The sequence below is a fragment of the Streptomyces sp. NPDC088194 genome (assembly GCF_040702025.1).
Classification (GTDB): Bacteria; Actinomycetota; Actinomycetes; order Streptomycetales; family Streptomycetaceae; genus Actinacidiphila.
This window is the reverse complement of record NZ_JBFBIV010000004.1, coordinates 145,811-167,372: the sequence shown is the minus strand read 5'-3', so window position 1 is coordinate 167,372 and position 21,562 is coordinate 145,811. Positions and strand designations below refer to the sequence as shown.

Genomic DNA, 21,562 nt, shown 5'->3' with positions numbered 1-21,562 from the left:
CGCCGTCGAGCCACGGCAGTTCGTGGCCCATCCGGTCCCGCTTGGTGCGCAGGTACCGCACGTTGTGCTCACCCGCGACGACCGGCATCGGCACGCGGGAGAGCACCTCCAGGCCGTGGCCGACCAGTGCCGCGGACTTCGCCGGGTTGTTCGTCATCAGCCGCAGCGAGCGCACTCCGAGGTCGGTGAGGATGTGCGCGGCGGCGGCGTAGTCGCGGGCGTCGGCGGGCAGGCCGAGTTCGAGGTTGGCGTCGAGCGTGTCGCGGCCGCGCTCCTGGAGTTCGTACGCGCGCAGCTTCGACATCAGGCCGATGCCGCGGCCTTCGTGGCCGCGCAGGTAGAGCACCACGCCGCGGCCGGCGGCGGCGACCTCGCGCAGCGCGGTCTGGAGTTGCGGGCCGCAGTCGCAGCGCAGCGAGCCGAAGACGTCGCCGGTCAGGCACTCGGAGTGCACCCGGACCAGGACGTCGGTGCCGTCGCCGAGGTCGCCGGCGACCAGCGCGACATGCTCGGCGCCGTCGGCGGGGACGCGGTAGCCGTACGCGCGGAACTCGCCATAGGCGGTGGGCAGTCGGGTGCTGGCCTCGCGGCGCACCTCGGCCTGCTCGGCGCGGCGGTAGGCGATCAGGGCCTCGATGGAGATGATCGCCAGGCCGTGCTTGCGGGCGAAGGGCACCAGCTCGGGGAGCCGGGCCATGGTGCCGTCCTCGAGGGCGATCTCCACGATGGCCGCGGCCGGCCGCAGTCCGGCCAGCCGGGCGAGGTCGACGCCCGCCTCGGTGTGGCCGGCCCGCTCCAGCACCCCGCCGGGGCGGGCGGCGAGCGGGAAGACATGGCCGGGCCGGACGAAGTCGTCGGCGCGCGCGGCCGGGTCGGCGAGCAGCCGGATGGTGGCGGCGCGGTCGGCGGCGGAGATGCCGGTGGTCACGCCGTGCGCACCGCTCGCGTCCACGGACACGGTGAACGCGGTGCGCATGGACTCGGTGTTGGACTCCACCATCTGCGGCAGTTCCAGCCGGTCCAGCTCCGGGCTCTCCATCGGCACGCAGACCAGGCCGCGGCACTCGTTCATCATGAAGGCGACGATCTGCGGGGTGATCCGCTCGGCGGCCACGACGAGGTCGCCCTCGTTCTCCCGGTCCTCGTCGTCGACGACCACCACGGGGCGGCCCGCGGCGATGTCGGCGATGGCCCGCTCGACCGGGTCGAGCACGAGGTCATCAAGGTCGTCGAGACCGTCGGAGGCGTCGACCGCGGTGGGCCCGTCGGGGACGCCGCTGTCGATGCGGTGCTGCCAGGGGTCGTGCGGTGCGGTCACGGTGGTCATGCCGTCGCTCCTTCCGCGGTGGTGACGGGCTGCCGCGGCTGCGGGCCGCCCTGCTCGCCGGCGGTGCGCCGCGTCTGCTGCCACCAGGCGTACATCCCGGCGATCACCAGGACGAAGTAGATGATGTAGACCAGGCCGGAGAACGGCAGCCCGCTGTGGAAGTTCAGCGGCACGCCGACCAGGTCGACGGCCAGCCAGGCGAACCAGAACTCGACCCAGCCGCGAGCCTGCGCGTACATCGCGGCGAGGGTGCCGACGAAGATGTAGGCGTCCGGCCACGGGTTCCACGAGAGCTTCGGGTAGGCGAGGAAGAGCGAGGCGACCGCCACGGTGCCCAGGCCGGTGGCGAGCACCAGGACGGCCCGCTCGCGCCAGGTGGCGAAGCGGATGGCGAGCCGGCCGGCGCTCCCGCCGCTGCCGCGCCGCCACTGGAACCAGCCCCACACCGCGACGGTGATCACCACGAGCTGCTTGCCGACGCCGCCGCCGAGGTGCGCGCCCCAGAACGCGGCCACCAGCACCACGCCGGAGAGCAGTTGGACCGGCCAGGTCAGCATGGCCCGCCGCCAGCCGAGCGCGAGGGCGGCCAGGCCGAGCAGGTTGCCGATCATGTCGGACCACACCACGTGCTGGTCGAACGCGGTGAACGCCTGGCTGTTCAGCCAGTGCACGATGCTCACCGGCCGGCCCCCGTCCGCCGGTCGTCGTCACGGTCGGTGGCGCGGTCGGCGTCACGGTCGGCGTCACGGTCGGCGCTGCCGAGCATCCGCTCGACGTACTTGGCGATGACGTCCACTTCGAGGTTGACCGGGTCGCCCGGCTGCTTGATGCCGAGCGTGGTCAGCGCGAGGGTGGTCGGGATGAGGCTGACGGTGAAGAAGTCCGCTGCCGCGTCGACCACGGTCAGGCTGATCCCGTCGACGGTGATGGAGCCCTTCTCGACCACGTAGCGGGCGAGTTCGGCGGGCAGCGCGATCTTGACGATCTCCCAGTGCTCGCCGGGGACGCGCTCCAGCATGGTGCCGGTGCCGTCCACGTGGCCCTGCACGAGGTGGCCGCCGAGCCGGCCGCCGAGCGCCATCGGCCGCTCCAGGTTGACCCGGGAGCCGGGGGCGAGCGCGCCGAGGCTGGAGCGTTTGAGCGTCTCGGCCATCACGTCGGCGGTGAAGGCGCCGTCGGGCAGGTCCACGACGGTCAGGCAGACCCCGTTGACGGCGATGGAGTCACCGTGTTTCGCGCCTTCGGTGACGACGGGTCCGCTTACGGTGAAGCGGGACGCGTCGCCCAGGTCCTCGACGGCGGTGATCTCGCCCAGCTCTTCCACGATTCCGGTGAACACGTCAGCTCTCCTGGGGTGCGGTGGGGACGTCGGCGGGAGTGGCGGCGCTGGCGACGGTGGCAGCGGGTACGGCGGTGACGCGCAGGTCGGGTCCGAGGCGGTCGACGCCGGTCACGTCGAGCCGCAACGCCCGCGCGATGGTGGTGATTCCCCCGCCCGTGAGCACGGCGGGGCCGGCGCCGAGCAGCGCCGGGGCGAGGTAGGCGGTGACGGTGTCGATGTATCCGGCGGCCACGAACGCCCCCGCGAGCGTCGGCCCTCCTTCGAGCAGCACCGAGCGGACCCCGCGGGCGAGCAGTTCGGCGAGCAGCGCGGCCACGTCGACGCCGCGGCCCTGCGGCGCGTACGGCAGCCGGACGACGTCCACGCCGGTCGCGGTCAGGTGGGAGGTGTCGGCATCCTTGCCGACGGCGATCAGGGTGGGCGCGGCGTCGTCGAGCACCCGGACACCCGCGGTCGTACGGGCCCGCGTGTCGACGACCACCCGCAGCGGCTGGGTGGCGCCGTCGATGCCGCGTACCGCCAGGTGCGGGTCGTCCGCGGTGAGGGTGCCGGAGCCGACCACGACGGCGTCGGCCTCGGCGCGCAGCCGGTGCACGTCGGCGCGGGCCTCGGCGGAGGTGATCCAGCGGCTGGTGCCGTCGGCGGCCGCGATCCGGCCGTCGAGGGTGGCGGCGTACTTCCACCGGACGTAGGGGCGACCTTTGCGCACCGAGGTGAGCCAGGCCGCGTTGACCGCGGCGGCCTCCTCGCCGAGCAGGCCGCCGGCCACGTCGACGCCCGCCGCGCGCAGGGTGTGCGCGCCGCCGGACGCCACCCGGTTGGGGTCGGCCACCGCGTACACCACGCGGGCGACGCCGGCTTCGATCAGCGCCTTCGCGCACGGGCCGGTGCGGCCGGTGTGGTTGCACGGTTCCAGGGTGACCAGGGCGGTGCCGCCGCGGGCCCGCTCGCCGGCGGCGAGCAGCGCGTGCACTTCGGCGTGCGGTCCGCCGGCCCGCTGGTGCCAGCCCTCTCCCGCGACGCGGCCGGTCGCGTCGAGGATCACGCAGCCCACCACGGGGTTCGGCGCGGTCGCGCCGAGGGCGCGCGCGGACAGCGCGACGGCTCGACGCATCGCGTCGGCTTCTGCACTGGTGGCCACCGGGTCCTCCTGCCTCATCAGGCACGGACTCCGGGGCGAGGGAACTGACGGGCTCCCACTCGCCGGAACGACCGACCACGCACGCACCGATCCGCGCCTGCGCACGGACCCGCTCCTACGGCGGCCTTCCCGAGTGAACGCCCGCCGCGCACTGCCTCCCATCCGGACTTTCACCGTCGGTCCAGGAATTTCACCTGGTCAACCGGCCGCTGGCTGCGGCCGGGTCGCGGACTGTAACCGCCGGTTCGGAATTACACCGACCCCGGAGTGCGCGAACGTCACTACTGCGGTCAAGTCTGCCACGCGACGGTGCTCTCGCTCCACCCCCACCTCTTTGTGCGCTCCCTCACACAACCGGACGCGCCCGTGCGCCCCTGTCCGCCGGTGGTGGGACCTCGCGGTCCGCGGTGGCCTGTCGCGCAGTTCCTCCCCCAGAGCCCCGCCCCCGGCGGAGCCGGGGGGAGCACCCCCAGCGCCCCTGTGCAAGTGCGGCTCCCACCGTGCTTGCCCCCGTGGGAACCCGGGGGGATCAGGGCGCCGTGGCGAACACGTCCTGCTGGGCCGCGTCCATGGCCGTGATGACCGCACCGCGCAGGATCGGGCCGCCCTTGACCGCGGTGACGTGGAAGGACGTGCGCAGCGGGGAGAGCCGGGCGAAGGCCGCGCCGACCCGCTCGGCAAGCACGTCTCCCCCGGCCTCGCCCACTTCGCCGGCGAGCACCACCCGGCCCGGGTCGAGCACCGCGCAGATGGCGGCGGCGCCCACCGCGATCCGCTCGGCAAGTTCCGTGAGGAAGGCGTCGGCCCCGCCCGCGACCGCGGCCCGTACCGCCGACGCCGCCGACTCCGCGTCCGCCCCGGACCCGGGGGAAAGCCCGTGCGCCCGCGCCAGCGCGCACACCCCCCTGCTCCCCACCAGCCCGTGGTACCCCTTGTCGCAGTCCTCCGCGCTGGGCAGCGCCCCGTCCGGCGAGATCGGCAGGAACCCGACCTCCCCGGCGCCGCCGGACACCCCGCGCCGCAGCCGCCCGTCGAGCATGACGCCCGCCCCGACCCCGCTGCCGATCCACAGCAGTACGAACGTGTCGCCGTCGGGCCCCGCGGCCGCGACGCGCTGCTCCGCGACGGCCGCGAGGTTCGCCTCGTTCTCCAGCAGGACGGGCACGCCGAGCCGCCGCCGCACCTCGTCCACGAAGTCCGCGTGCCAGGCGGGCAGCGCGCCGGAGGGGCTCAGCCGCCCGGTGCCGGGGTCGATCAGGCCGGGCGCGCCGAAGACGACGGTGTGCAGTGCGGCGGCGCCGGCCGTCCGCGCGGTCCCGGTCAGCAGCGCGATGCCGTCCTCGACGATCCGCTCGGGGTCGGTCCCGGCGGCGACCGGCCGCTCGGCGCGGGCGACGGTCCGCCCGAGCAGGTCGGCGATCTCCACGCCGATGCTCTCGATCCGGACATCGAGCCCGGCGACGTACGCCCGGTCGGCGACGATCCCGTAGACCCGCGCGTTCGGGCCGCGCCGGGCCGCGCCCGCCTCGCCGACCACCTCGATCAGCCCGGAGTCCTGAAGGCGTTCGACCAGGTCGGCGACGCTGGGCCGGGACATCCCGGTCAGCTCCTTCAACTGCCCCGCGGTGAGCGGCCCTTCCTCCTGGAGCAGTCGCAGGGCGAGCCGGTCGTTGATCGCCCGGGCGGTGCGGGGGGAGGCACCGCGCCCGGGGTGCGCGCTGGTGGCGGTCATGGCGGCGATCCTTCCAGAACCCGCCGATGCGGCCGGAAAAGCGGCTTAACTTTCAGGCAGGCTTCCTGATAGTTTACCGCGCATGACGAGCAGTTCCCCGCCCGCGCAGTGGTCGCCGGCGCAGTGGTCACCCGCCCGGGTCCGCCGGGCCCACCTGACCATGCGCGCGGCCTTCGCCGTGCACGGCGCGGTCCAGGGCTCGTTCGCCACCCGCATCCCGTGGATCAAGGACCATCTCGGCCTGAGCGCGGGCACGTTGGGGCTCGCGCTGGTCTGCCCGGCGATCGGCTCGTCGCTGATGATGCCGCTGGCCGGACGGCTGATGCACCGCTACGGTTCGCGCGCGGCGCTGCGGGTGCTGCTGGGCCTGTGGTGCGCGACGCTCGCGCTGCCCGCGCTCGCGCCGGGGCTGCCCTGGCTGTGCGCGGCGCTGCTCGCGTTCGGGGCGACCTCCGGCATGGCCGACGTGGTGATGAACGCGCTCGGCATCGCCGTCGAGGAGCACAAGGGCAAGTCGATCATGTCCGGGCTGCACGGCATGTGGAGCGCGGGCACGCTGGTCGGGGCCGCGGTGGGCGTCTCGGCGGTGCGCGTCGGCCTGGACGGCCGGGTGCACCTGGCCCTGATGGCGGCCGCGCTGGTGGTGGCCGCGCTGCTGATCACCTCGGGCGCGCCGGATGTGCGCCCGCACGAGGACGAGGCCGCGCCGCCGCGCTTCTCGCTGCCCCCGAAGGCGGCGCTGGTGATCGGGGCGATCGGGTTCTGCGGGGTGTTCGCGGAGGGCGGCAGTTCCGACTGGTGCGCGGTCTACCTGAAGGAGATCGCGCACGCCTCGCCGGCCGTCGCCGCGCTGGCGTACACCGCGTTCTCGTGCACGATGGCCGTCTCCCGGCTGGTCGGCGACCTGGTGGTCCGGCGGCTCGGAGCGGTGCGCACGCTGCGGATCGGCGGGGCCGTCTCCACGCTCGGCGGCCTCCTCGTGGTCCTCGCGCACACCCCGGCGCCGGCGATCATCGGGTTCGCCCTGATCGGGGTGGGCATCTCCACGACGGTGCCGCTGTGCTTCGCCGCGGCCGGGCGGCGCGGGCCGGTGCCGAGCCAGGCGATCGCCGGGGTCGCCACGGTGACGTACACCTCCGGGCTGGTCGCGCCCGCCGCGATCGGGGGTATCGCGGGGGCGAGTTCGCTGACCACGTCCTTCGTGCTGGTCACCGTGCTGACCCTCGGGCTGGTGCTCGGCGCGGGCGTGGTCCGGCCCACCCCGCGCAAGGAGGTGGCCGCCTCGGGCGTGGCCGCCCCAGCCGCCCCAGCCGCTCCCGCCTCGTCGCCGACCACCGGCCGGTGACCGGGGCGGCTGCCCGCCGCCGGCCGCCGGCCGGTGGATCGCGCGGGTACGGCCACCGGGTGGTCCGCCCCGCTCGCCGGGCCGCGCGCCCGGCCCCGTAGACCCTCCGGGTCGCGGACCGTCGGCTCAGGGACGGCGCGTCCGCGGCCCGGAGGTCCCGTCCGATCGCGCGGGCCGCCGCCCGCGGTGGCGCTACCGCGAGATCGGGTCGAGCTGTTCCGGGGAGGGGCGCAGCGGCCACAGGTCGCCGCCGGGCGGTGCCTGGAGTTCGGGTACGGCCTCGGCCGCCGCCGGGTCGCCCGCCTCGGCGGCGGCCCGCACCACGTCGCTCGCCGCGAAGCGCTGGAAGTGCAGCTCCGGGTGCGGCCAGGGCGCGCGGCCGGTGGCGGCGGGAAGCAGGTAGCGGACCGCGTCGAGGATGCCCGCGCCCGCGGGGTTGCGGTACGACCACAGGTCGACGCCGACCTGCCGGCCGATGTGGGCGAGCCGGGTGAGGGCCACCAGGCAGAAGGTCGAGTAGTGCCAACTACGGCTCCTGGCCAGCTCTTCGGGCAGGCTGCCGTCCGCCGCGATCTGCGGGTCGATCCGGGCGGCGCGGGCGTCGAGCACCGTCCGGCGGGCGGAATCCGGCTGTCCGACGGCGAGTTGGAGCGCGGCGAGCTGCATGTCGAAGAAGGTGCCGTGGTTGTTGGCGGCGGCCGCCTCCTCGGCCGCGAAGTCGCCGCCGAGCCATCGGGTGAAGTCGGCACACCAGGCGTGCATTCCGGCCCGGTCGGCCTCGGTCCAGCCTGGGGCGCCGGCGCTGAGCAGTGCGACCGCGTCCAGGATCGAGGTGAACTGCTGGGAGAAGTCGATGATGCCGATCGGCCGGCCGTCGGCGCTGCCGGGGATCGCCTGGGCGTGCGCGAGATGCGGGTTCATCCGGGTGGCGGGGGCGAGGAACCAGGTGCGCAGCAGGTGGGCGGCGCGCTCGGCGTAGTCGGCGCGGCCGGTGTGGTACCAGGCGAGGGCGAGGGTCTGCACCGCGTCGAACATCGCGCCGCGCCCGCGGTGGTCGGTGATGAGGTCGACCTCGGGGTTGCGCAGCCCGTCCCGCCGCTCGTACGGCAGGCCGTCGGGGTCGGCGGCGGTACGCGGGCGGCTGGGCCACCAGTACGGGGCCTGGCTGAGGTAGTCGTGCCGGTCACCGCTGGGCGGGAGCTGCGGCTTGTCCGTCACCGACCATGGGCCCAGGGCGAGTTGGCGCTCCGCGCGGGCGGTGAGGTGGGCCAGGGCCGCGGTGGCCTCGGGGTCGCCGGAGCGCAGCCGGTCCCTGGCCTGCCGCAGGCGGCTGCCGTCGAGCACCACGGTCGGCGGCACCACGGTCGGCGGCGCCGCTTCGCCTGCGACGGCCGTCCGCATGGCGCCCGCCGCGCTCGGTACGACCGCATCCGCGCCCGCCTCCGTCTCCGGACGTTCCCGCACCACAGCCTCCCGTTCGCGTACATGAACCCAGTTCATCAATGAGATCGCTGGATCGTATGAGGGCAGTCCGCTCCGAGGCAATGGGGAGCCGGCGATACGGGCTTGCGGTACAGGGATGCGGCACAGGTACGCGTCAACGGCGTTGCGGCATCGGGTCGCGGTGCGCTCCCGGGCACCACCCGGTGGGCGCTTGTGCGCAGGGCGCCCCGCGCCACTGCGGCATCCCGCCGCGGCCGCGAAAAGAGCGCGGCGAGAAAGCGGTCCGGCGGGTGCGCACGGGGGAATCGAACCCGCCGGACCGTGTCTCCACGTTAGCGCGCCCTTACGGAACGTCGAAGGCGCGAGTCGGACAAATGCAGTCGCGCGAACACGCCATGGCACAGGCTCGCGCCATCTCCCGCGCCACACAAGGGAGTTGGCGGTCAGCTCACGGAGAGGTCCTGTAGGCCGACCACCCGCAGCAGTTGGAGCCGTTGGTACGACTCGGAGCCGGGCCGGGCGGTGAACACCACCAGCCGCTGGTCCCCTTCGGCACTCAGCAGCACCTCGCAGTCGAGCGTCAACTCCCCCACCACCGGGTGCCGGAAGCGCTTCACGTCCGAACGCCGCACCGCCACCCCGTGGTCGGTCCACAGGCGGGCGAACAGCGGGCTGGCGGCGCGGAGTTCGGCGACCAGCGCGGCCGGGCGCGGGTCCTTCGGGCGGGCCGCGACGACCGCGCGCAACTGCGCCACATGGCTCCTGGCCACCCGCTCGAAGTCCTCCGCCGGCAGCGCCGCGCGGCCCTCGGGGTCGGTGAACATCCGCCGCACGATGTTGCGCATCGCCGGCGGCCGGGCGGACACGTCGCCGTGCAGCGCGGCGGCCATCGCGTTCTGCGCGAGCACGTCGCCGATGTCGCTGAGCACCTGTGCGGGCGTGTCGTGCAGCCGGTCCAGGATCAGCAGCAGCCCCGGGCGCACATGCCGGCCGCCGCCCGGCTCACGCGGCGGCACCTCGCCGGCCAGGTGGAAGAGGTGGTCGTGCTCGTCGGCCGTCAGCCGCAGCGCACGGGCGAGCGCGGCGAGCATCTGCCGGGACGGCCGCGGGCCGCGGGCCTGCTCCAGCCGGGCGTAGTAGTCCGCGGACATGCCCGCGAGCTGTGCGACCTCCTCCCGGCGCAGTCCGGGCGTCCGGCGGCGGGGGCTCCCGGCCAGGCCCACGTCCGCGGGTCCCAGGCGGCCACGGCAGCGGCGCAGGAAGTCGGCGAGTTCTGGTCGGTCCACGCCTCCAGCATGCGGCGGCCGCGCGGGGCTATCCAGGGAGTGCTGCTCCCTGGATCGGCAGGTCTCTCCCGCCCGGCGCCGGTCGGCCGCACGGTGGGAACCGCACCCCGACGGACAGGAGCGGCGGACACGGTCCGCCGGCCGCCGTCCGGCGGACCGTACAACGGACACTTCCGAGGAGCACGTCATGAGAATTCTGGTCACCGGAGCCACCGGCCAGGTCGGCCGCAGGTTCGTCCCCCGGCTGATGCAGCAGGCCGGGCGCGGCGGCGACACCGTACGGCTGCTGGTGCGGGACGAGGCGCGGGCCGAGCCGCTCACCCGGCTCGGCGCTCAGGCCGTGGCCGGCGAGCTGCGCGACGGCGCCGACGTGCGCAAGGCCGTCGACGGTGTCGACGCGGTGGTGAACATCGCGGCCTCCTTCCGCGGTGTGCCCGACGAGGAGGCGTGGGCGGTCAACCGCGACGCCGCACTCGACCTCGGCCGGGCCGCGGTGGAGGCGGGCGTGCACCGCTTCGTGCAGGTCAGCACCAACCTGGTGTACGGCGCCGGGCGCGGCCGCCCCGCCGTCGAGGACGACCAGCCGCTGTCCGGCGGCCGGCATCCGGGCGCCGCCTACCCCGACTCCAAGTGGGCGGCCGAGACCGGGCTGCTCGCCCTGGACGGTCTCGACGTCCGGATCGGCCGGCTCGCGTTCGTCTACGGCGAGGGCGACCCGCACCTCGCGCAGGTCGTGCGGTGGGCCGAGGGGTGGGCCGGGCACAAGCGGCTGCAGATGGTCCACCACGCCGATGTCGGCCAGGGCCTGCTGCGCCTGCTGTACGCCCCCGGCCTGGCCGGCCGGACCTACAACATCGCCGACGACGCGCCGGTCAGCAGCGTCGAACTGCTCTGGCTCAACGGCGTCGAGCCGCCCGCCGAGGCCGCCGACCGCCAGGTCGAGGACCCCTGGGACGGCATCGTCTCCACCGCCCGCATCCGCGACGAGCTGGGCTTCCGCCCGATCCACCCCTCGGTCTGGACCGCGCGCGACGCGGGCGCGCTGTAGCGGTCAGCGCGGCGGCCCGAGGATGATCTGGCCGTACCGGTCGGCCGCCTCGGCCATGACGTCCTGGGAGATCTCGAAACCCTCGGGGCGGGGAGCCGACTTGTCGCGTCCGGCGTGGCGGAACATGCCTTCGATGCCGCCGGGCGTGCAGATCATCAGCAGGTCGGCGGTGTCGGAGGTGATCCGGTAGCCGTGCGGGACGTTGCGCGGCAGGAAGACGATGCCACCCTCGGCCAGCTCCCTCTCCTCGTCGTCGCACCACACCAGCGCGGTGCCCTTGACCAGCATGAAGACCTCGTCCTCACGCGTGTGCAGGTGGTACGGCGGCGCTTCGCCCTTGCGGACGGAGAAGCGTCCCACGGTCAGTTGCCCGGCGGTGGCCGCGCTGTCGAGGAGCACGGCGAACTCCCCGCCGTCGAGCCATTCGAGCTTCTGCTGCTGTTCGGGCTGTGCCAGGTAGGCCATGGTCACGGCGGTGTCCGTTCTGCGCCGTCGAGGGCGCGGTCGGCGGGCGCGGCCGGCGCGGCCGGGCCGTTTCCTTCCCGTCGTCGAGCATGCCCTCGGCACCGCCGCGACCGCCATACGTGGCAGGCGGAACCGGTCGGCACGCCTCCCGCACGCCGCCGGTCCGGTCCGCCGTCACGGCGACATCGCCGCGCGGCGCGGGAGGCGGCGGCGGGGTGGTGCGGAAGCTGGGGGGATGACGACGACGGCACAGTGGACGGCGCCGGGGGACGTGGCGGATGTGGTGGCGCGGATGCGGGCGCTCGCGGCGGGGCTCCCGCCGGCGGACGGGGTGGCGGTGTTCAACCGGGTCTACCTGGCGGTCACCGAGGAGGTCACCCGGGGGCTCGCCGGCGGGCGGTTCTCGGACGGGCCCGAGGCGGCGGAGCTGGCCGTGCTCTTCGCCGGGCGGTACCTGGCGGCGGTCGAGGCCGGGGAAGCGGCGGGTGGCGCGGCCGGCGGCGGCAGGCACCGCGCCGCCGAGGACAGGTGCGCGCCCGCCTGCTGGCGGCCCCTGCTGCGGGCCCGGGCCGACGAGACCGTCCATCCGCTCCAGTTCGCCCTCGCCGGGATCACCGCCCACGTGGGCCACGACCTCCCGCTCGCGGTGGTCGACACCTGCCGGGCCACCGGCCGGGTGCCCGCCGAGGTCGCCGCCGACTACGCCGAGGTCGGCGGCGTGCTGACCGCCATCGAGGTCCGGGTCAGGGAGGAGCTGATGCCCGGCCCCGACCTGCTGGAGCGCCTCGACCCGCTCACGCACGCCGTCGCGTCGTGGTCCCTGGCCCGCGCGCGGGACGGCGCGTGGGCCACGGCCCGCCTGCTGTGGGCGATCCGCGACCGGCAGGAGGCGTACGAGGACTGCGTCCGGAGCCTGGAGTCGTCCGTCGGCCTGATGGCCCACGCGCTGCTCGCCCCGTTCCCGGCCCACCGCGCACGCCGCCCGCAGGCACCGCCCGCGCCGCCCGCGCCAGCGGCTCGTCCGGTCCCGTCGGCTCAGCCGCCCGCGTCAGTCCTCCGGTAGCAGCACCGGCGCGATCTCGTCGTAGCGGTCGCCGGGGCCCGGGTTGAGCGGGTCGGTGGCGCCGCCGAGGTGGTGCATGACGCCCCACACCGCGTTGAGCGCGGTCTGCACCGCGCCCTCGGCCCATCCGGCGGTCCACGACACGTCGTCCCCGGCGAGGAAGATGCCGCGCTGGTCGGCGGGGAGCAGATCCTGCACGAAGTGCGTGAACAGCCGCCGCTGGTAGCGGTAGTGACCGGGCAGGTTGGCCTTGAACGCGCCCATGAAGTAGGGCTCGTCCTCCCACGAGACGGTGACGGGGTTGCCGATGACGTGCTTCCTGATGTCGACCCCGGGATAGATCTCGCCGAGCGACTTGAGCATGACCTCCATCCGCTCGTGCGCGCTCAGCGGCAGCCACTTCGAGCTGTCGTCGCACCAGGTGTACGACAGGCAGATCACCGCCGGCCGGTCCGGCCCGTCGTCCAGCAGGTAGGTGCCGCGGGTCATCCGGTCGGTGAGCGTCATCGACATCGTGTCGCGGCCGGTGCGCGGGTCCCGGTCGAGCCAGAACGGCCGGTCGACGGGCACGAAGAGCTTGCTGGACTCCATGTAGTGGGTGCGCTCGATCGCGGTCCAGTGGTCGATCGGGAAGAGCGAGTCGTCGCAGGCGATCTTCGACAGCAGCATCCAGCTCTGCGCGGTGAACACCGCGGCGCGGTAGCTGCGGATGTCGCCGGTCGCGTCGGTGACGGTGATCCGGTTGCCCGCGGTGCGGTGCAGTCCGGTGACCGCCGGGCGCGGGGTGCCGCCGTGCAGGGAGCGCAGCGAGGTACCGCGCGGCCAGTGCAGCAGCTTGTCCGGCTCGCGTTCCCACAGCCGCAGCGGGAGTTGCCGGCTGCCGCCGACGATGCTGTGGTGATCGTCGTCGGCGCCGGTGTAGACGACTCGCAGGATCTCCAGGATCGAGTTGGGGAAGTCGGTGTCCCAGCCGCCGGTGCCGAAGCCGACCTGGCCGAAGATCTCCCGGTGCCGGAACGACGCGAACGCCGGTGCGGCGCACAGGAATCCGTAGAAGGTCTGGTTGTCCAGCCGCTCGACCAGCGCGGACCAGATCTCCCTGATCCGCGGCACGTCCCTGGTGCGCAGCGCCTGCTGCATCGCGGAGAAGTCCGCGCCCTCCTCCAGGCAGGCGTTCCAGGCGCGCATCACCTGGTGGTAGACCTCGGGCAGGTCGTCGACCGACGTGGCGTAGTGCGACTGCCCCTTGAGGTCGACGACCGTCGAAGGGGTGCAGGGCGCCAGCGGGTTGGGGAACGGCTTGGTGGTCAGCCCCACCAGGTCGATGTAGTGGCGCAGCGCGGTGGACGACGGCGGGAAGCGCATCGCGCCCATCTCCGCGGTCAGCGCGCCGTCCTCGCCGACGGCGCCGAACCCGTCGAAGGCGACGGTGCGCAGCCGGCCGCCGATCTCGTCGGCCTCGTAGAGCACCGGCCGCAGGCCCATCCGCATCAGCTCGTAGGCGGTCACCAGGCCGGACAGGCCGCCGCCGATCACGGCGACCTCGGTGCCGTGGGCGGCCGGCGGCACCGCGCCGAGCCCGGCGGGGTGCGCGAGGAAGTCGTCGTAGGGGAAGGGGAAGTCGGGGCCGAACATCGTGATGGGCGGTTCGGCCTGGGCCCGGACGTGCCCTTCGTCGTGGATGGCGGTGGGCACGGACGTCATGGGGCGGTTCTCCTGGCGGCGAGCGAGCCGTACAGCTCGGGGCGGCGGTCGGTCAGGTACGGGTTCTGCTCGCGGGTGGCGCGCAGCAGCTCCATGTCGGCGTCGGCGACGAGGAGTTCGGGTCCGGCGCCGGCCCGGGCGCGCACCGCGCCGTCCGGCCCGGCCAGGCAGCTTCCGCCGGCGAAGTCGTACTCGCCCTCCAGGCCGCAGCGGTTGGCGTACGCGATGTGCAGGCCGTTCTCGAACGCGCGGGCCGGCAGCAGCGTTTCGGCGACGAACTCGTACGGGCGCATCAACGCGGTGGGTACGGCGAGCAGTTCGGTGCCGGCCAGGGCGTGCGCGCGTACCGCTTCGGGGAACTCGACGTCGTAGCAGATCAGCAGGCCGATCCGGACGCCGTCCAGGGTGGCCTGGACCAGCGGGCGGTCGCCGGGGGTGAACACGGAGCGCTCGTAGTCGCCGAAGAGGTGGGTCTTGCGGTAGTCGGCCAGCGCGGTGCCGTCGGGGCCGGTGAGCCGGGCGGCGTTGTAGACGTGCGCGCCGTCCCGCTCGGGGTAGCCGTGCACGATGGCGATGGCGTGCCGTGCGGCGATGCCGGCGATGTGCTGGGCCGCGGCCCCGCCGGCCGGCTCGGCCGCTTCGGCGACCGCGTCCCCGAGGGCGTAGCCGGTCAGGAACATCTCCCCGGTCACCAGCAGCCGTGCGCCGCGTCCGGCCGCCTCTGCGGCGGCCGTCTCCAGCGCCGCGAGGCTCGCCGCGGTGCTCGCGGGCAGCCCGCCGGGCCCTTGCAGCAGCCCTGTCCGCAACGCTTCCACGGTTCCCCGCTTCCTGGTGACCGATCCGGTCCGCAGCGGCTTTTCCGCAGCTCAACCGGTCCCCTCCAGGACGCTACGTGCCCTCCCGCGGGAGCGACAAGACGCGAACATTGCGCCTGTGGCCCCGATCCGTTGCGTCCTGAGGCGCGAAAACGGCGATCCGTTGCGCGACGCGGGCGCCCACCCCCGGTTCGGGGGTGGGCGCCCGGGCTTTGACGCGAGGGGCGGCTGTCAGGTCAGGCCCTCCTCGTCGGTGGACTTGGTGGCGCGTTCGGTGCCGGGCTCGCCGCTCATCTCGGACTCGATCCGCTCCTTGCGGACCCTGCCGTGCACCTTGCGCTGCTCGGTGTGCTCCTCGACGCGCATCCGCACGCGCTCCTTCGGCACGACCTCGGTCTCGACCACGGCCTTGTCCTCGTGGAGGGTGACGACCCGCTCGGCCTCGCTGATGTCGCCGGCGCGGGCGTCGCGGTCCGCCTCGGTGATCGGCATCCGTTCGAGCCGGACCTCCTCGTGGGCGATCGGTACGGTCTGCTCGACCTCCTCGACGTCGACGTACTTGTGCAGCCGTGCCCGGCCGCTCGTCTGGCGCTCGACCCTGACGTGCATCTCCTCTTCGGAGCGGGTCATCGCCTCGTCGGTGTCCATGGCCCGCGCGTCCCCGGAGCCGAGCCGCTCGGCCGCTCCGGTGGGGCCGGCCGCGTAGGCGGCGGTACCGGTGCCCGCCTCGCTGCCGGACATCTCCGTGTCGGTGGCCTTCGCGGTCGCGGCGCCCGAGTCCGCCGTGTCACCGCGTGCCTGCCGGCCCCGGCCCGCGGCACCGGCCGCCCCGGCCATGCCACCGGCCGCCGCGGCCTTCTCCCCGGTGTCGCCCGAGCCGCCCCGGGTCTCCAGGCCGTAGTAGCGGTACAGGTGCCGCTCCTCCTCCGCGGACAGGTGGCCACCGGAGTCCACGTCCACGTTGGGCGCGCCCTTGACCTTGTCCTTCTCGTACGGCACCTCGACGTGGTCCTGCACGATCTTCGCGGCGCGGGTCGGCACGAACGTCTCGTTGTTGCCGAAGAAGCCGGTTTTGACCGTCACCCATTCCGGAAGGCCGGTGGCGTCGTCCAGGTACATGTGCTTGGCATCGCCGATCTTCTTCCCCTGAGTGTCATGGACGGGATGGCCCACGACTTGGGGAATCTGCTCGCGCGTGATCATGTCGCCTCCTCGGGCTGCCGGGGCCGTTTTCCCGGCCTCACTTCACCGCGTTACCCCATTGGGACGGGCAAAACATATCCACTCATCCCAATAGGGACATTCCGGGGCGGGATTCGGGCGCCGAGCGGGCTCTCGCGAAGGGCTCGGAGCGCTCGGAATCCCGGGGACCCGGGGCCGGGAAGGGGCCCGCGGCCCAGGAGCGGCCCCGGGTTCGGAAGGGACCTGCGGCCCAGGAGCGGCCCCGGGTTCGGAAGGGACCTGCGGCTCAGGAGGGACCCGCGGCTCAGGAAGGGCCCGCGGCACCGTAGCGGCGCAACAGCGGCGAGAGCACCAGCACGGAGCGGGTCCGGCTGACGAACGGCTCCCCCGCGATCCGCTCCAGCACCTGCTCGAAGTGGCGCACATCGGCGGCGAAGACCTGCACCACCGCGTCCGCGTCGCCCGTCACGGTCGACGCGGACGCCACCTCCGGATAGCGCGCCAGGCCGCGCCGGATGTCCGCGGGCGACGTGTTGTGCCGGCAGTACAGCTCCACCAGCGCCTCGGTCTGCCAGCCGAGCGCCGCGGGGTCCACCCGTACGGTGAACCCCGTGATCGCGCCCGCCGCCAGCAGCCGGTCCACCCGCCGTTTCACCGCGGGTGCCGACAGCCCCACCTCGGAGCCGATGTCCGCGTAGGAGCGGCGCGCGTCGGCGGCCAGGGCGTGCACGATCCGTTCGTCGATCTCATTGAGCGCCACAGCGGGAGTGTGCCACGGCGCCCCCTGTCCCCCGGGCCGCCGGGTCCGGTCGGCGGCGGCACCGGCACCCCTGCGACCAGCGGCGCTACGACCAGCTGGCGTAGAGCGGCTTGCCCTCGGCGTACCCCGCGGCGCTCTGCACCCCGACGACGGCGCGCTCGGCGAACTCCTCCAGCGAGGCCGCGCCCGCGTACGTGCAGGAGCTGCGCACGCCCGCCACGATCGAGTCGATCAGGTCCTCCACCCCGGGCCGGGCCGGGTCGAGGAACATCCGCGACGTGGAGATGCCCTCCTCGAACAGCGCCTTGCGCGCCCGGTCGTACGCCGACTCGTCGCTGGTCCTGTTGCGCACCGCGCGGGCGGAGGCCATGCCGAACGACTCCTTGTACAGCCGGCCGTCGGCCGCCTGCTGGAGGTCCCCGGGGGACTCGTGGGTCCCGGCGAACCAGGAGCCGATCATCACGTTGGACGCGCCGGCCGCGAGCGCCATGGCGACGTCGCGCGGGTGCCGCACGCCCCCGTCGGCCCACACGTGCTTGCCCAGCCGCCGCGCCTCGGCCGCGCACTCCAGCACCGCCGAGAACTGCGGCCGCCCCACCCCGGTCATCATGCGGGTGGTGCACATGGCGCCGGGCCCGACGCCGACCTTGACGATGTCCGCGCCGGCCTCGATCAGGTCGCGCACGCCGTCCGCCGCGACCACGTTGCCGGCCACGATCGGCACCCGGGGGTCGAGGGCGCGCACCGCGCGCACCGTGGCGAGCATCGACTCCTGGTGGCCGTGCGCGGTGTCGACCACGAGCGTGTCGACGCCCGCGTCCAGGAGCTGCTTCGCCTTGCCCGCCACGTCGCCGTTGATACCGACCGCGGCGGCTATCCGCAGCCGGCCGTCGGCGTCCACGGCCGGCTGGTAGAGGGTGGCGCGCAGCGCGCCGGTGCGGGAGAGGATGCCGGCCAGCCGCCCGTCGGCGTCGACGGCCGGGGCGATCCGGCGGTGCGCGTTGTCCAGGCGGTGGAAGGCGTCCCGGGGGTCGAGGTCCGCGTCGAGGACCAGCAGGTCCCGGGACATCACCTCGGACAGCTGGGTGAAGCGGTCCACGCCGGTGAGGTCGGCCTCGGTGACGACGCCGACCGGGCGGCCGTCCTCCACCACGACGCCGGCGCCGTGCGCGCGCTTGGGCAGCAGCGAGAGCGCGTCGGCGACGGTCTGCGACGGCGCCAGGGTGATCGGCGTGTCGAGCACGAGATGGCGCTGCTTGACCCAGCCGATGACCTCGGTGACCACGTCGATCGGGATGTCCTGCGGGATGACGGTCAGGCCGCCGCGGCGGGCGACCGTCTCGGCCATCCGGCGGCCGGCGATCGCGGTCATGTTCGACACGACCAACGGGATCGTGGTGCCGGTGCCGTCGGGCGCGCGCAGGTCCACCGCCTGCCGGGAGCCCACGGCGCTGCGGCCGGGCACCATGAACACATCGTCGTACGTCAGGTCGTACGGGGGCTGGACATCGTTGAGGAAACGCATACCGACTCTCTCACCTGCGGGTTCAACTGGGGCGGGCGGGGAGTCAGCACGGGCCGGGGACTGGCCCGGCTGCGGCTCCTCGGCCCATCATCCCCGAAATCCGCTGGTCACGGGACCCGGCGGAGGTGCCTTCGTCGGTTTGCCCGATTCCCCGCGGTCGCGTTTTGTGGCTTTCTCCGAAGACCTCCCGGGGGCGCCAGGAGTTCCCCCGCCTCACCCGGCGCTCCCGGACCGCCGGAGGGCCGGCGCCGTGCGAAGCAGGCACTCGTCGGCGCCGGGCCCGCCCAGCAGGCACAGGCCGACGGGAAGGCCGCCGACCCGGGCGACGGGGAGGGTGAGGGCCGGCAGACCGCCCAGCCCGGCCACGCAGGTCAGGGCGAGCAGGGCGGCACGGTCGCCCGAGGCGGGGACGGAGGTGCCATAGGGCGGGGCGGGGGTGGGGGTCGCGGGAATCGCCAGGATCGCGCCGTCCAGGCGGTGGTGCAGCCAGGAGGCCAGCCGGGCCACGGTGGCGCGGGCCGCGGCCTCGGCCTCCGGGGTCACGCGCTCGGCCCGGGCCAGCCGCTCGGCGACGTGGGGTCCGAAGACGGGCCGGGCGCGGCGCACCCACGGGCCGTGCGCGCGCCACACCTCCGCCGCCTGGACCAGGGTGAAGGCGTCCCGGGCGTCCGCGTGGGCGCACGGGGCACCGTCCGAGAACAGCGGCGCCGCGTCCAGCGGGACGCCGAGCGCCGGTCCGAGACGGTCCGCGCGGGGGCGCAGCGCGGCGCGGACACCGTCGGCGGCACACCCCCACAGGTCGGCGGGGACCAGGACGCGCCGCACCGGCCGGTCGTCGCGCGGGGTGCCGGCGAGGAGCGCCGCGGCGGCCTCGGTGAGCAGCGGCAGGGTCCGGGTGAGCAGCGCCGGGGTGTCGAACGACGGCGCCAGGGGCGCGATGCCCCGCCGGTCGGCGCGCGCGTGGGTGGGGCGCAGCCCGTACAGGCCGCAGTACGAGGCGGGCACCCGGATCGAGCCCGCCGTGTCGGTGCCGAGCCCGACGTCGGCGAGGCCGCCGGCGACGGCCGCCGCGGTGCCGCTGGAACTGCCTCCGGTCAGCCGGCCCGGTGCGGCGGGGTTGGCGGGGGTGCCGTAGTGGGCGTTGGTGCCGCCGAGGCTGTAGGCGAGTTCGTCGGTGTGGGTCTTTCCGGCGTACCGGGCGCCCGCGGACAGCAGGCGCGCGACGGCGGCGGCGTGCGCGGGGGCCGGCGCCGCGGCGGCGAGCAGCAGCGGGTGGCCGCTGCCGGTGGGCGCGCCCTGGACGTCGATGACGTCCTTGACCGCGAGCCGTGCCCCGGCGAGCGCGACCGGTCCGTCCTGGTCGGCGGTGCCGGCGGCGGGGACCTCGGCCGGGGCGGTGTCCGCCGGGAGCCAGGGCACGAACGGGTCGATCAGCGGTGCGGGCGTCATGCGGGTATCGTCCCCGCGCCGGGGCCGGACGGCCCGGTGAGCAGGGGCGCCAGATCGGCCTTCGGCAGGCAGATGTGGACGCCCTTCACGTCGTCCACGACCTGCGAGATCCGCACGTCGACCGCGGCGCTGAGGTAGGCCAGCGCGACCGGGGCGGGCAGCGCGCACCGCTCGGCGAGATACCCGAGCGCGGCGCGGGTCGCCTTGCGGACCGCCTCGTCCAGGTCGGTGTCCAGGCCGGTGACGAGGTGGTGCCCGGCGGTCTCGGCGTACGGCCCGGCAAGGCGCGCGGCCAGCCGGCGGGTGGCCGGGTCGGAGTGCAGGACGAGCCGTACGGTCGCGCGCAGCGGTGCCTCGAAGGCGGTGAGGGCGACCTCGCCGTCGCCCTGGGAGAAGTGCGGGTCGCCCGCGTAGAACAGCGCGTCGGGTACCTGCACGGGCAGGAACAGCCGGGCGCCCTCGGTGAGCAGGCGGATGTCCAGGTTGCCGCCGTGCGGGCCCGGCGGCACGGAGTGCACGGGCCGCTCGGTCGCGGCGGCGACGCCCATGATGCCGAGGAACGGCGCGAGGGGGAACCGCACGGCGCGGCCGTCGCCGACCGGGAGCCGGCCCAGGCCGTCGTCGTCCACGTGCGCGACGAGGCTGACGGTCGGCACCGGCGCGCCGTCGGGGTGGCCGGGCGGCGGCGCCGGGTACTCGCCGGGCAGCGCGCCCCGGCCGTGCCGGTTGCTGATCACGCCGTACGCGGTGCGGCGCCGCAGCCGCAGCACCTCCACCTCCAGGACGTCACCGGGCCGGGCGCCGGCGACGGCCACCGGGCCGGTGACCACGTGCGGGCCGCGCCGCGCCGGGTCGAACGGCCGCGCGGTGGCGGCGAGTTCGGCCGCGTCCCGCAGGACCCGGCCGGCCGGGATGCCCGCGGCGGCGAAGAAGGCGGCCGGGTCCGCGCCCTGGTCCGGGAGGATGCCCTCGTGGCTGACGGTGTCCAGGCACAGCGCGGTGCCCGGCGCGACGGTCAGGACGGGGCGGCTCGCGGCGTTCGGCAACAGGCCCCAGCAGGTCGACTTCCGGTCCGCGGCGAGATACACCGAGCCGTCGGTCCCGCCCTCGTACGGCTGAAGTACGCTCATGGCCGGGGACCTTTGCATACAACTGTTACACGTCGGTTAACGCAGCGACGGAGACGGGAGAGGCGGCCGGATGACCGAGCGGAGTGCGGTGCGGCGGCGCGACACCACGCAGACGGTGTGCGCGGCGATCAGGGCCGACGTCGTCGGCCACGTGTTCGCGCCCGGCGAGCGGTTGACCGAGGAGGGGCTGGCGACGCGCTACCGGGTCTCGCGCATCCCGGTCCGGGAGGCGCTGCGCACCCTGGAGTCGGAGGGCTTCGTCCACTCGCGGCCGTACGCGGGCACCTTCGTGGCCGAGTTGAGCGAGGCCGAGGCGGAGGACCTGCTCGGGATAAGGCTGTTGATGGAGCCCTTCGGCGCGGAGCGGGCGGCGCTGCGCCGCACACCCGTACAACTCGCCACCCTGGAACTGCTGATCGCCGAGGCCCGTGAGGCGCTGGCGGCCGGATCGGCCGTCGGGCCGGCCGGACTGGCCGCCCTCAACACCCGCTTCCACCAGGTGCTCGCGGAGGCGTCGGGGAGCCCGACGCTCGCCGCTCTCGTGGCGCAGCTCGGCTACAAGATCTCGTGGGTGTATTCACTCGGCCTTCCGCGGCGGGCGGCGGAGTCCTGGGACGAGCACGAGGGCATCGTCCGGGCGCTGCGCGACCGCGAACCCGAGCAGGCCCGGGAGCGGGTCGCCGAGCACATCCGGAAGGCGCAGGCGGCGTACCGCCTGCGGCGGCGCTCCTGATCCTCCCCGCGGCCCGGACCGGCGCGGCCCGCCCGGGCCGATCACGTCCACCCGGCGCTGCCGCGACCGCGC

The 21,562-nt window shown here is 74.8% G+C and carries 18 protein-coding genes, 1 pseudogene and 1 riboswitch; of the genes and pseudogenes, 4 read left to right on the top strand and 15 right to left on the bottom strand.

Features of this window, described 5'->3' with window-relative positions; translation table 11 throughout:
- Window positions 1-4 precede the first annotated feature (4 nt).
- The 5 genes and pseudogenes from AB0399_RS03335 to AB0399_RS03315 all read right to left on the bottom strand — a co-directional run.
- A pseudogene (locus AB0399_RS03335) lies at window positions 5-1,327 on the bottom strand (bifunctional 3,4-dihydroxy-2-butanone-4-phosphate synthase/GTP cyclohydrolase II); the annotation flags it as partial.
- Complete coding sequence (locus tag AB0399_RS03330) at window positions 1,324-2,007, bottom strand: nicotinamide mononucleotide transporter family protein (RefSeq protein WP_329371709.1); 684 nt, start codon at window positions 2,005-2,007, stop codon at window positions 1,324-1,326. The gene AB0399_RS03330 and the pseudogene AB0399_RS03335, both read right to left, overlap by 4 nt.
- A complete protein-coding gene (locus tag AB0399_RS03325) occupies window positions 2,004-2,666 on the bottom strand; it encodes a riboflavin synthase (RefSeq protein ID WP_366410073.1) in 663 nt (220 codons plus the stop codon). The genes AB0399_RS03330 and AB0399_RS03325 overlap by 4 nt, the downstream gene beginning before the upstream one ends.
- Window position 2,667: 1 nt before the next feature.
- A complete protein-coding gene (ribD, locus tag AB0399_RS03320; RefSeq protein WP_366410072.1) occupies window positions 2,668-3,810 on the bottom strand; it encodes a bifunctional diaminohydroxyphosphoribosylaminopyrimidine deaminase/5-amino-6-(5-phosphoribosylamino)uracil reductase RibD in 1,143 nt (380 codons plus the stop codon).
- Between the two features lie 144 nt (window positions 3,811-3,954).
- Window positions 3,955-4,085: riboswitch (FMN riboswitch) on the bottom strand.
- Window positions 4,086-4,339: 254 nt separating this feature from the next.
- Window positions 4,340-5,542, bottom strand: coding sequence for an ROK family transcriptional regulator (locus AB0399_RS03315; RefSeq protein WP_366410071.1), 1,203 nt, complete (start codon window positions 5,540-5,542; stop codon window positions 4,340-4,342).
- Between the two features lie 82 nt (window positions 5,543-5,624).
- Here AB0399_RS03315 and AB0399_RS03310 point away from each other — a divergent pair, with 82 nt between their 5' ends.
- On the top strand, window positions 5,625-6,887 hold the full coding sequence (locus AB0399_RS03310; RefSeq protein ID WP_366410070.1) for an MFS transporter: 1,263 nt from the start codon (window positions 5,625-5,627) through the stop codon (window positions 6,885-6,887).
- Between the two features lie 192 nt (window positions 6,888-7,079).
- Here AB0399_RS03310 and AB0399_RS03305 read toward each other — a convergent pair whose 3' ends face one another.
- Window positions 7,080-8,288, bottom strand: coding sequence for an alginate lyase family protein (locus AB0399_RS03305; protein WP_366410085.1), 1,209 nt, complete (start codon window positions 8,286-8,288; stop codon window positions 7,080-7,082).
- A gap of 485 nt (window positions 8,289-8,773) precedes the next feature.
- Window positions 8,774-9,616, bottom strand: coding sequence for a helix-turn-helix transcriptional regulator (locus tag AB0399_RS03300; protein ID WP_366410069.1), 843 nt, complete (start codon window positions 9,614-9,616; stop codon window positions 8,774-8,776).
- Window positions 9,617-9,803: 187 nt separating this feature from the next.
- Here AB0399_RS03300 and AB0399_RS03295 point away from each other — a divergent pair, with 187 nt between their 5' ends.
- A complete protein-coding gene (locus AB0399_RS03295) occupies window positions 9,804-10,664 on the top strand; it encodes an NAD-dependent epimerase/dehydratase family protein (RefSeq protein WP_329371698.1) in 861 nt (286 codons plus the stop codon).
- Between the two features lie 3 nt (window positions 10,665-10,667).
- Here AB0399_RS03295 and AB0399_RS03290 read toward each other — a convergent pair whose 3' ends face one another.
- Window positions 10,668-11,129: a cupin domain-containing protein gene (locus AB0399_RS03290; RefSeq protein ID WP_329374448.1), complete on the bottom strand. Its 462-nt coding sequence runs from the start codon at window positions 11,127-11,129 to the stop codon at window positions 10,668-10,670.
- Between the two features lie 235 nt (window positions 11,130-11,364).
- Here AB0399_RS03290 and AB0399_RS03285 point away from each other — a divergent pair, with 235 nt between their 5' ends.
- The gene (locus AB0399_RS03285) at window positions 11,365-12,192 is read left to right on the top strand and encodes a DUF5995 family protein (RefSeq protein ID WP_366410068.1); all 828 of its coding nucleotides are present in this window, start codon (window positions 11,365-11,367) and stop codon (window positions 12,190-12,192) included.
- Here the strand turns inward: AB0399_RS03285 and AB0399_RS03280 are convergent.
- The 7 genes from AB0399_RS03280 to AB0399_RS03250 all read right to left on the bottom strand — a co-directional run bounded on the left by AB0399_RS03280 (window position 12,178) and on the right by AB0399_RS03250 (window position 20,757).
- Entirely contained in the window at window positions 12,178-13,896 is a 1,719-nt protein-coding gene (locus AB0399_RS03280; RefSeq protein ID WP_329371695.1) for an NAD(P)/FAD-dependent oxidoreductase, read from the bottom strand. The genes AB0399_RS03285 and AB0399_RS03280 overlap by 15 nt on opposite strands.
- Window positions 13,893-14,711, bottom strand: coding sequence for a carbon-nitrogen hydrolase family protein (locus AB0399_RS03275; protein ID WP_366410067.1), 819 nt, complete (start codon window positions 14,709-14,711; stop codon window positions 13,893-13,895). The genes AB0399_RS03280 and AB0399_RS03275 overlap by 4 nt, the downstream gene beginning before the upstream one ends.
- A gap of 231 nt (window positions 14,712-14,942) precedes the next feature.
- Complete coding sequence (locus AB0399_RS03270; RefSeq protein ID WP_366410066.1) at window positions 14,943-15,914, bottom strand: PRC and DUF2382 domain-containing protein; 972 nt, start codon at window positions 15,912-15,914, stop codon at window positions 14,943-14,945.
- Between the two features lie 283 nt (window positions 15,915-16,197).
- Window positions 16,198-16,653: an Lrp/AsnC family transcriptional regulator gene (locus AB0399_RS03265; protein WP_328461431.1), complete on the bottom strand. Its 456-nt coding sequence runs from the start codon at window positions 16,651-16,653 to the stop codon at window positions 16,198-16,200.
- Between the two features lie 85 nt (window positions 16,654-16,738).
- Entirely contained in the window at window positions 16,739-18,178 is a 1,440-nt protein-coding gene (locus AB0399_RS03260; RefSeq protein ID WP_329371689.1) for a GuaB1 family IMP dehydrogenase-related protein, read from the bottom strand.
- A gap of 213 nt (window positions 18,179-18,391) precedes the next feature.
- Window positions 18,392-19,627 carry an amidase family protein gene (locus AB0399_RS03255; RefSeq protein ID WP_366410065.1) on the bottom strand — a complete coding sequence of 412 codons (1,236 nt, stop codon included), beginning with the start codon at window positions 19,625-19,627 and terminating at the stop codon, window positions 18,392-18,394.
- Window positions 19,624-20,757 carry an acetamidase/formamidase family protein gene (locus AB0399_RS03250; RefSeq protein ID WP_366410064.1) on the bottom strand — a complete coding sequence of 378 codons (1,134 nt, stop codon included), beginning with the start codon at window positions 20,755-20,757 and terminating at the stop codon, window positions 19,624-19,626. Before AB0399_RS03250 ends, AB0399_RS03255 begins: the two co-directional genes overlap by 4 nt.
- 70 nt (window positions 20,758-20,827) lie before the next feature.
- Between AB0399_RS03250 and AB0399_RS03245 the strand changes: the two genes are divergently transcribed.
- Entirely contained in the window at window positions 20,828-21,490 is a 663-nt protein-coding gene (locus AB0399_RS03245) for a GntR family transcriptional regulator (protein WP_329371684.1), read from the top strand.
- The last annotated feature ends 72 nt before the right edge of the window (window positions 21,491-21,562 follow it).

What these genes read in the sequence shown, in the direction of transcription:
- AB0399_RS03315 (WP_366410071.1), bottom strand. Translation starts at nt 5,542, where the DNA reads ATGACCGCCACCAGCGCGCACCCCGGGCGCGGTGCCTCCCCCCGCACC.
- AB0399_RS03310 (WP_366410070.1), top strand. Translation starts at nt 5,625, where the DNA reads ATGACGAGCAGTTCCCCGCCCGCGCAGTGGTCGCCGGCGCAGTGGTCA.
- AB0399_RS03305 (WP_366410085.1), bottom strand. Translation starts at nt 8,288, where the DNA reads ATGCGGACGGCCGTCGCAGGCGAAGCGGCGCCGCCGACCGTGGTGCCG.
- AB0399_RS03295 (WP_329371698.1), top strand. Translation starts at nt 9,804, where the DNA reads ATGAGAATTCTGGTCACCGGAGCCACCGGCCAGGTCGGCCGCAGGTTC.
- AB0399_RS03290 (WP_329374448.1), bottom strand. Translation starts at nt 11,129, where the DNA reads ATGGCCTACCTGGCACAGCCCGAACAGCAGCAGAAGCTCGAATGGCTC.
- AB0399_RS03285 (WP_366410068.1), top strand. Translation starts at nt 11,365, where the DNA reads ATGACGACGACGGCACAGTGGACGGCGCCGGGGGACGTGGCGGATGTG.
- AB0399_RS03280 (WP_329371695.1), bottom strand. Translation starts at nt 13,896, where the DNA reads ATGACGTCCGTGCCCACCGCCATCCACGACGAAGGGCACGTCCGGGCC.
- AB0399_RS03270 (WP_366410066.1), bottom strand. Translation starts at nt 15,914, where the DNA reads ATGATCACGCGCGAGCAGATTCCCCAAGTCGTGGGCCATCCCGTCCAT.
- AB0399_RS03260 (WP_329371689.1), bottom strand. Translation starts at nt 18,178, where the DNA reads ATGCGTTTCCTCAACGATGTCCAGCCCCCGTACGACCTGACGTACGAC.
- AB0399_RS03255 (WP_366410065.1), bottom strand. Translation starts at nt 19,627, where the DNA reads ATGACGCCCGCACCGCTGATCGACCCGTTCGTGCCCTGGCTCCCGGCG.
- AB0399_RS03250 (WP_366410064.1), bottom strand. Translation starts at nt 20,757, where the DNA reads ATGAGCGTACTTCAGCCGTACGAGGGCGGGACCGACGGCTCGGTGTAT.
- AB0399_RS03245 (WP_329371684.1), top strand. Translation starts at nt 20,828, where the DNA reads ATGACCGAGCGGAGTGCGGTGCGGCGGCGCGACACCACGCAGACGGTG.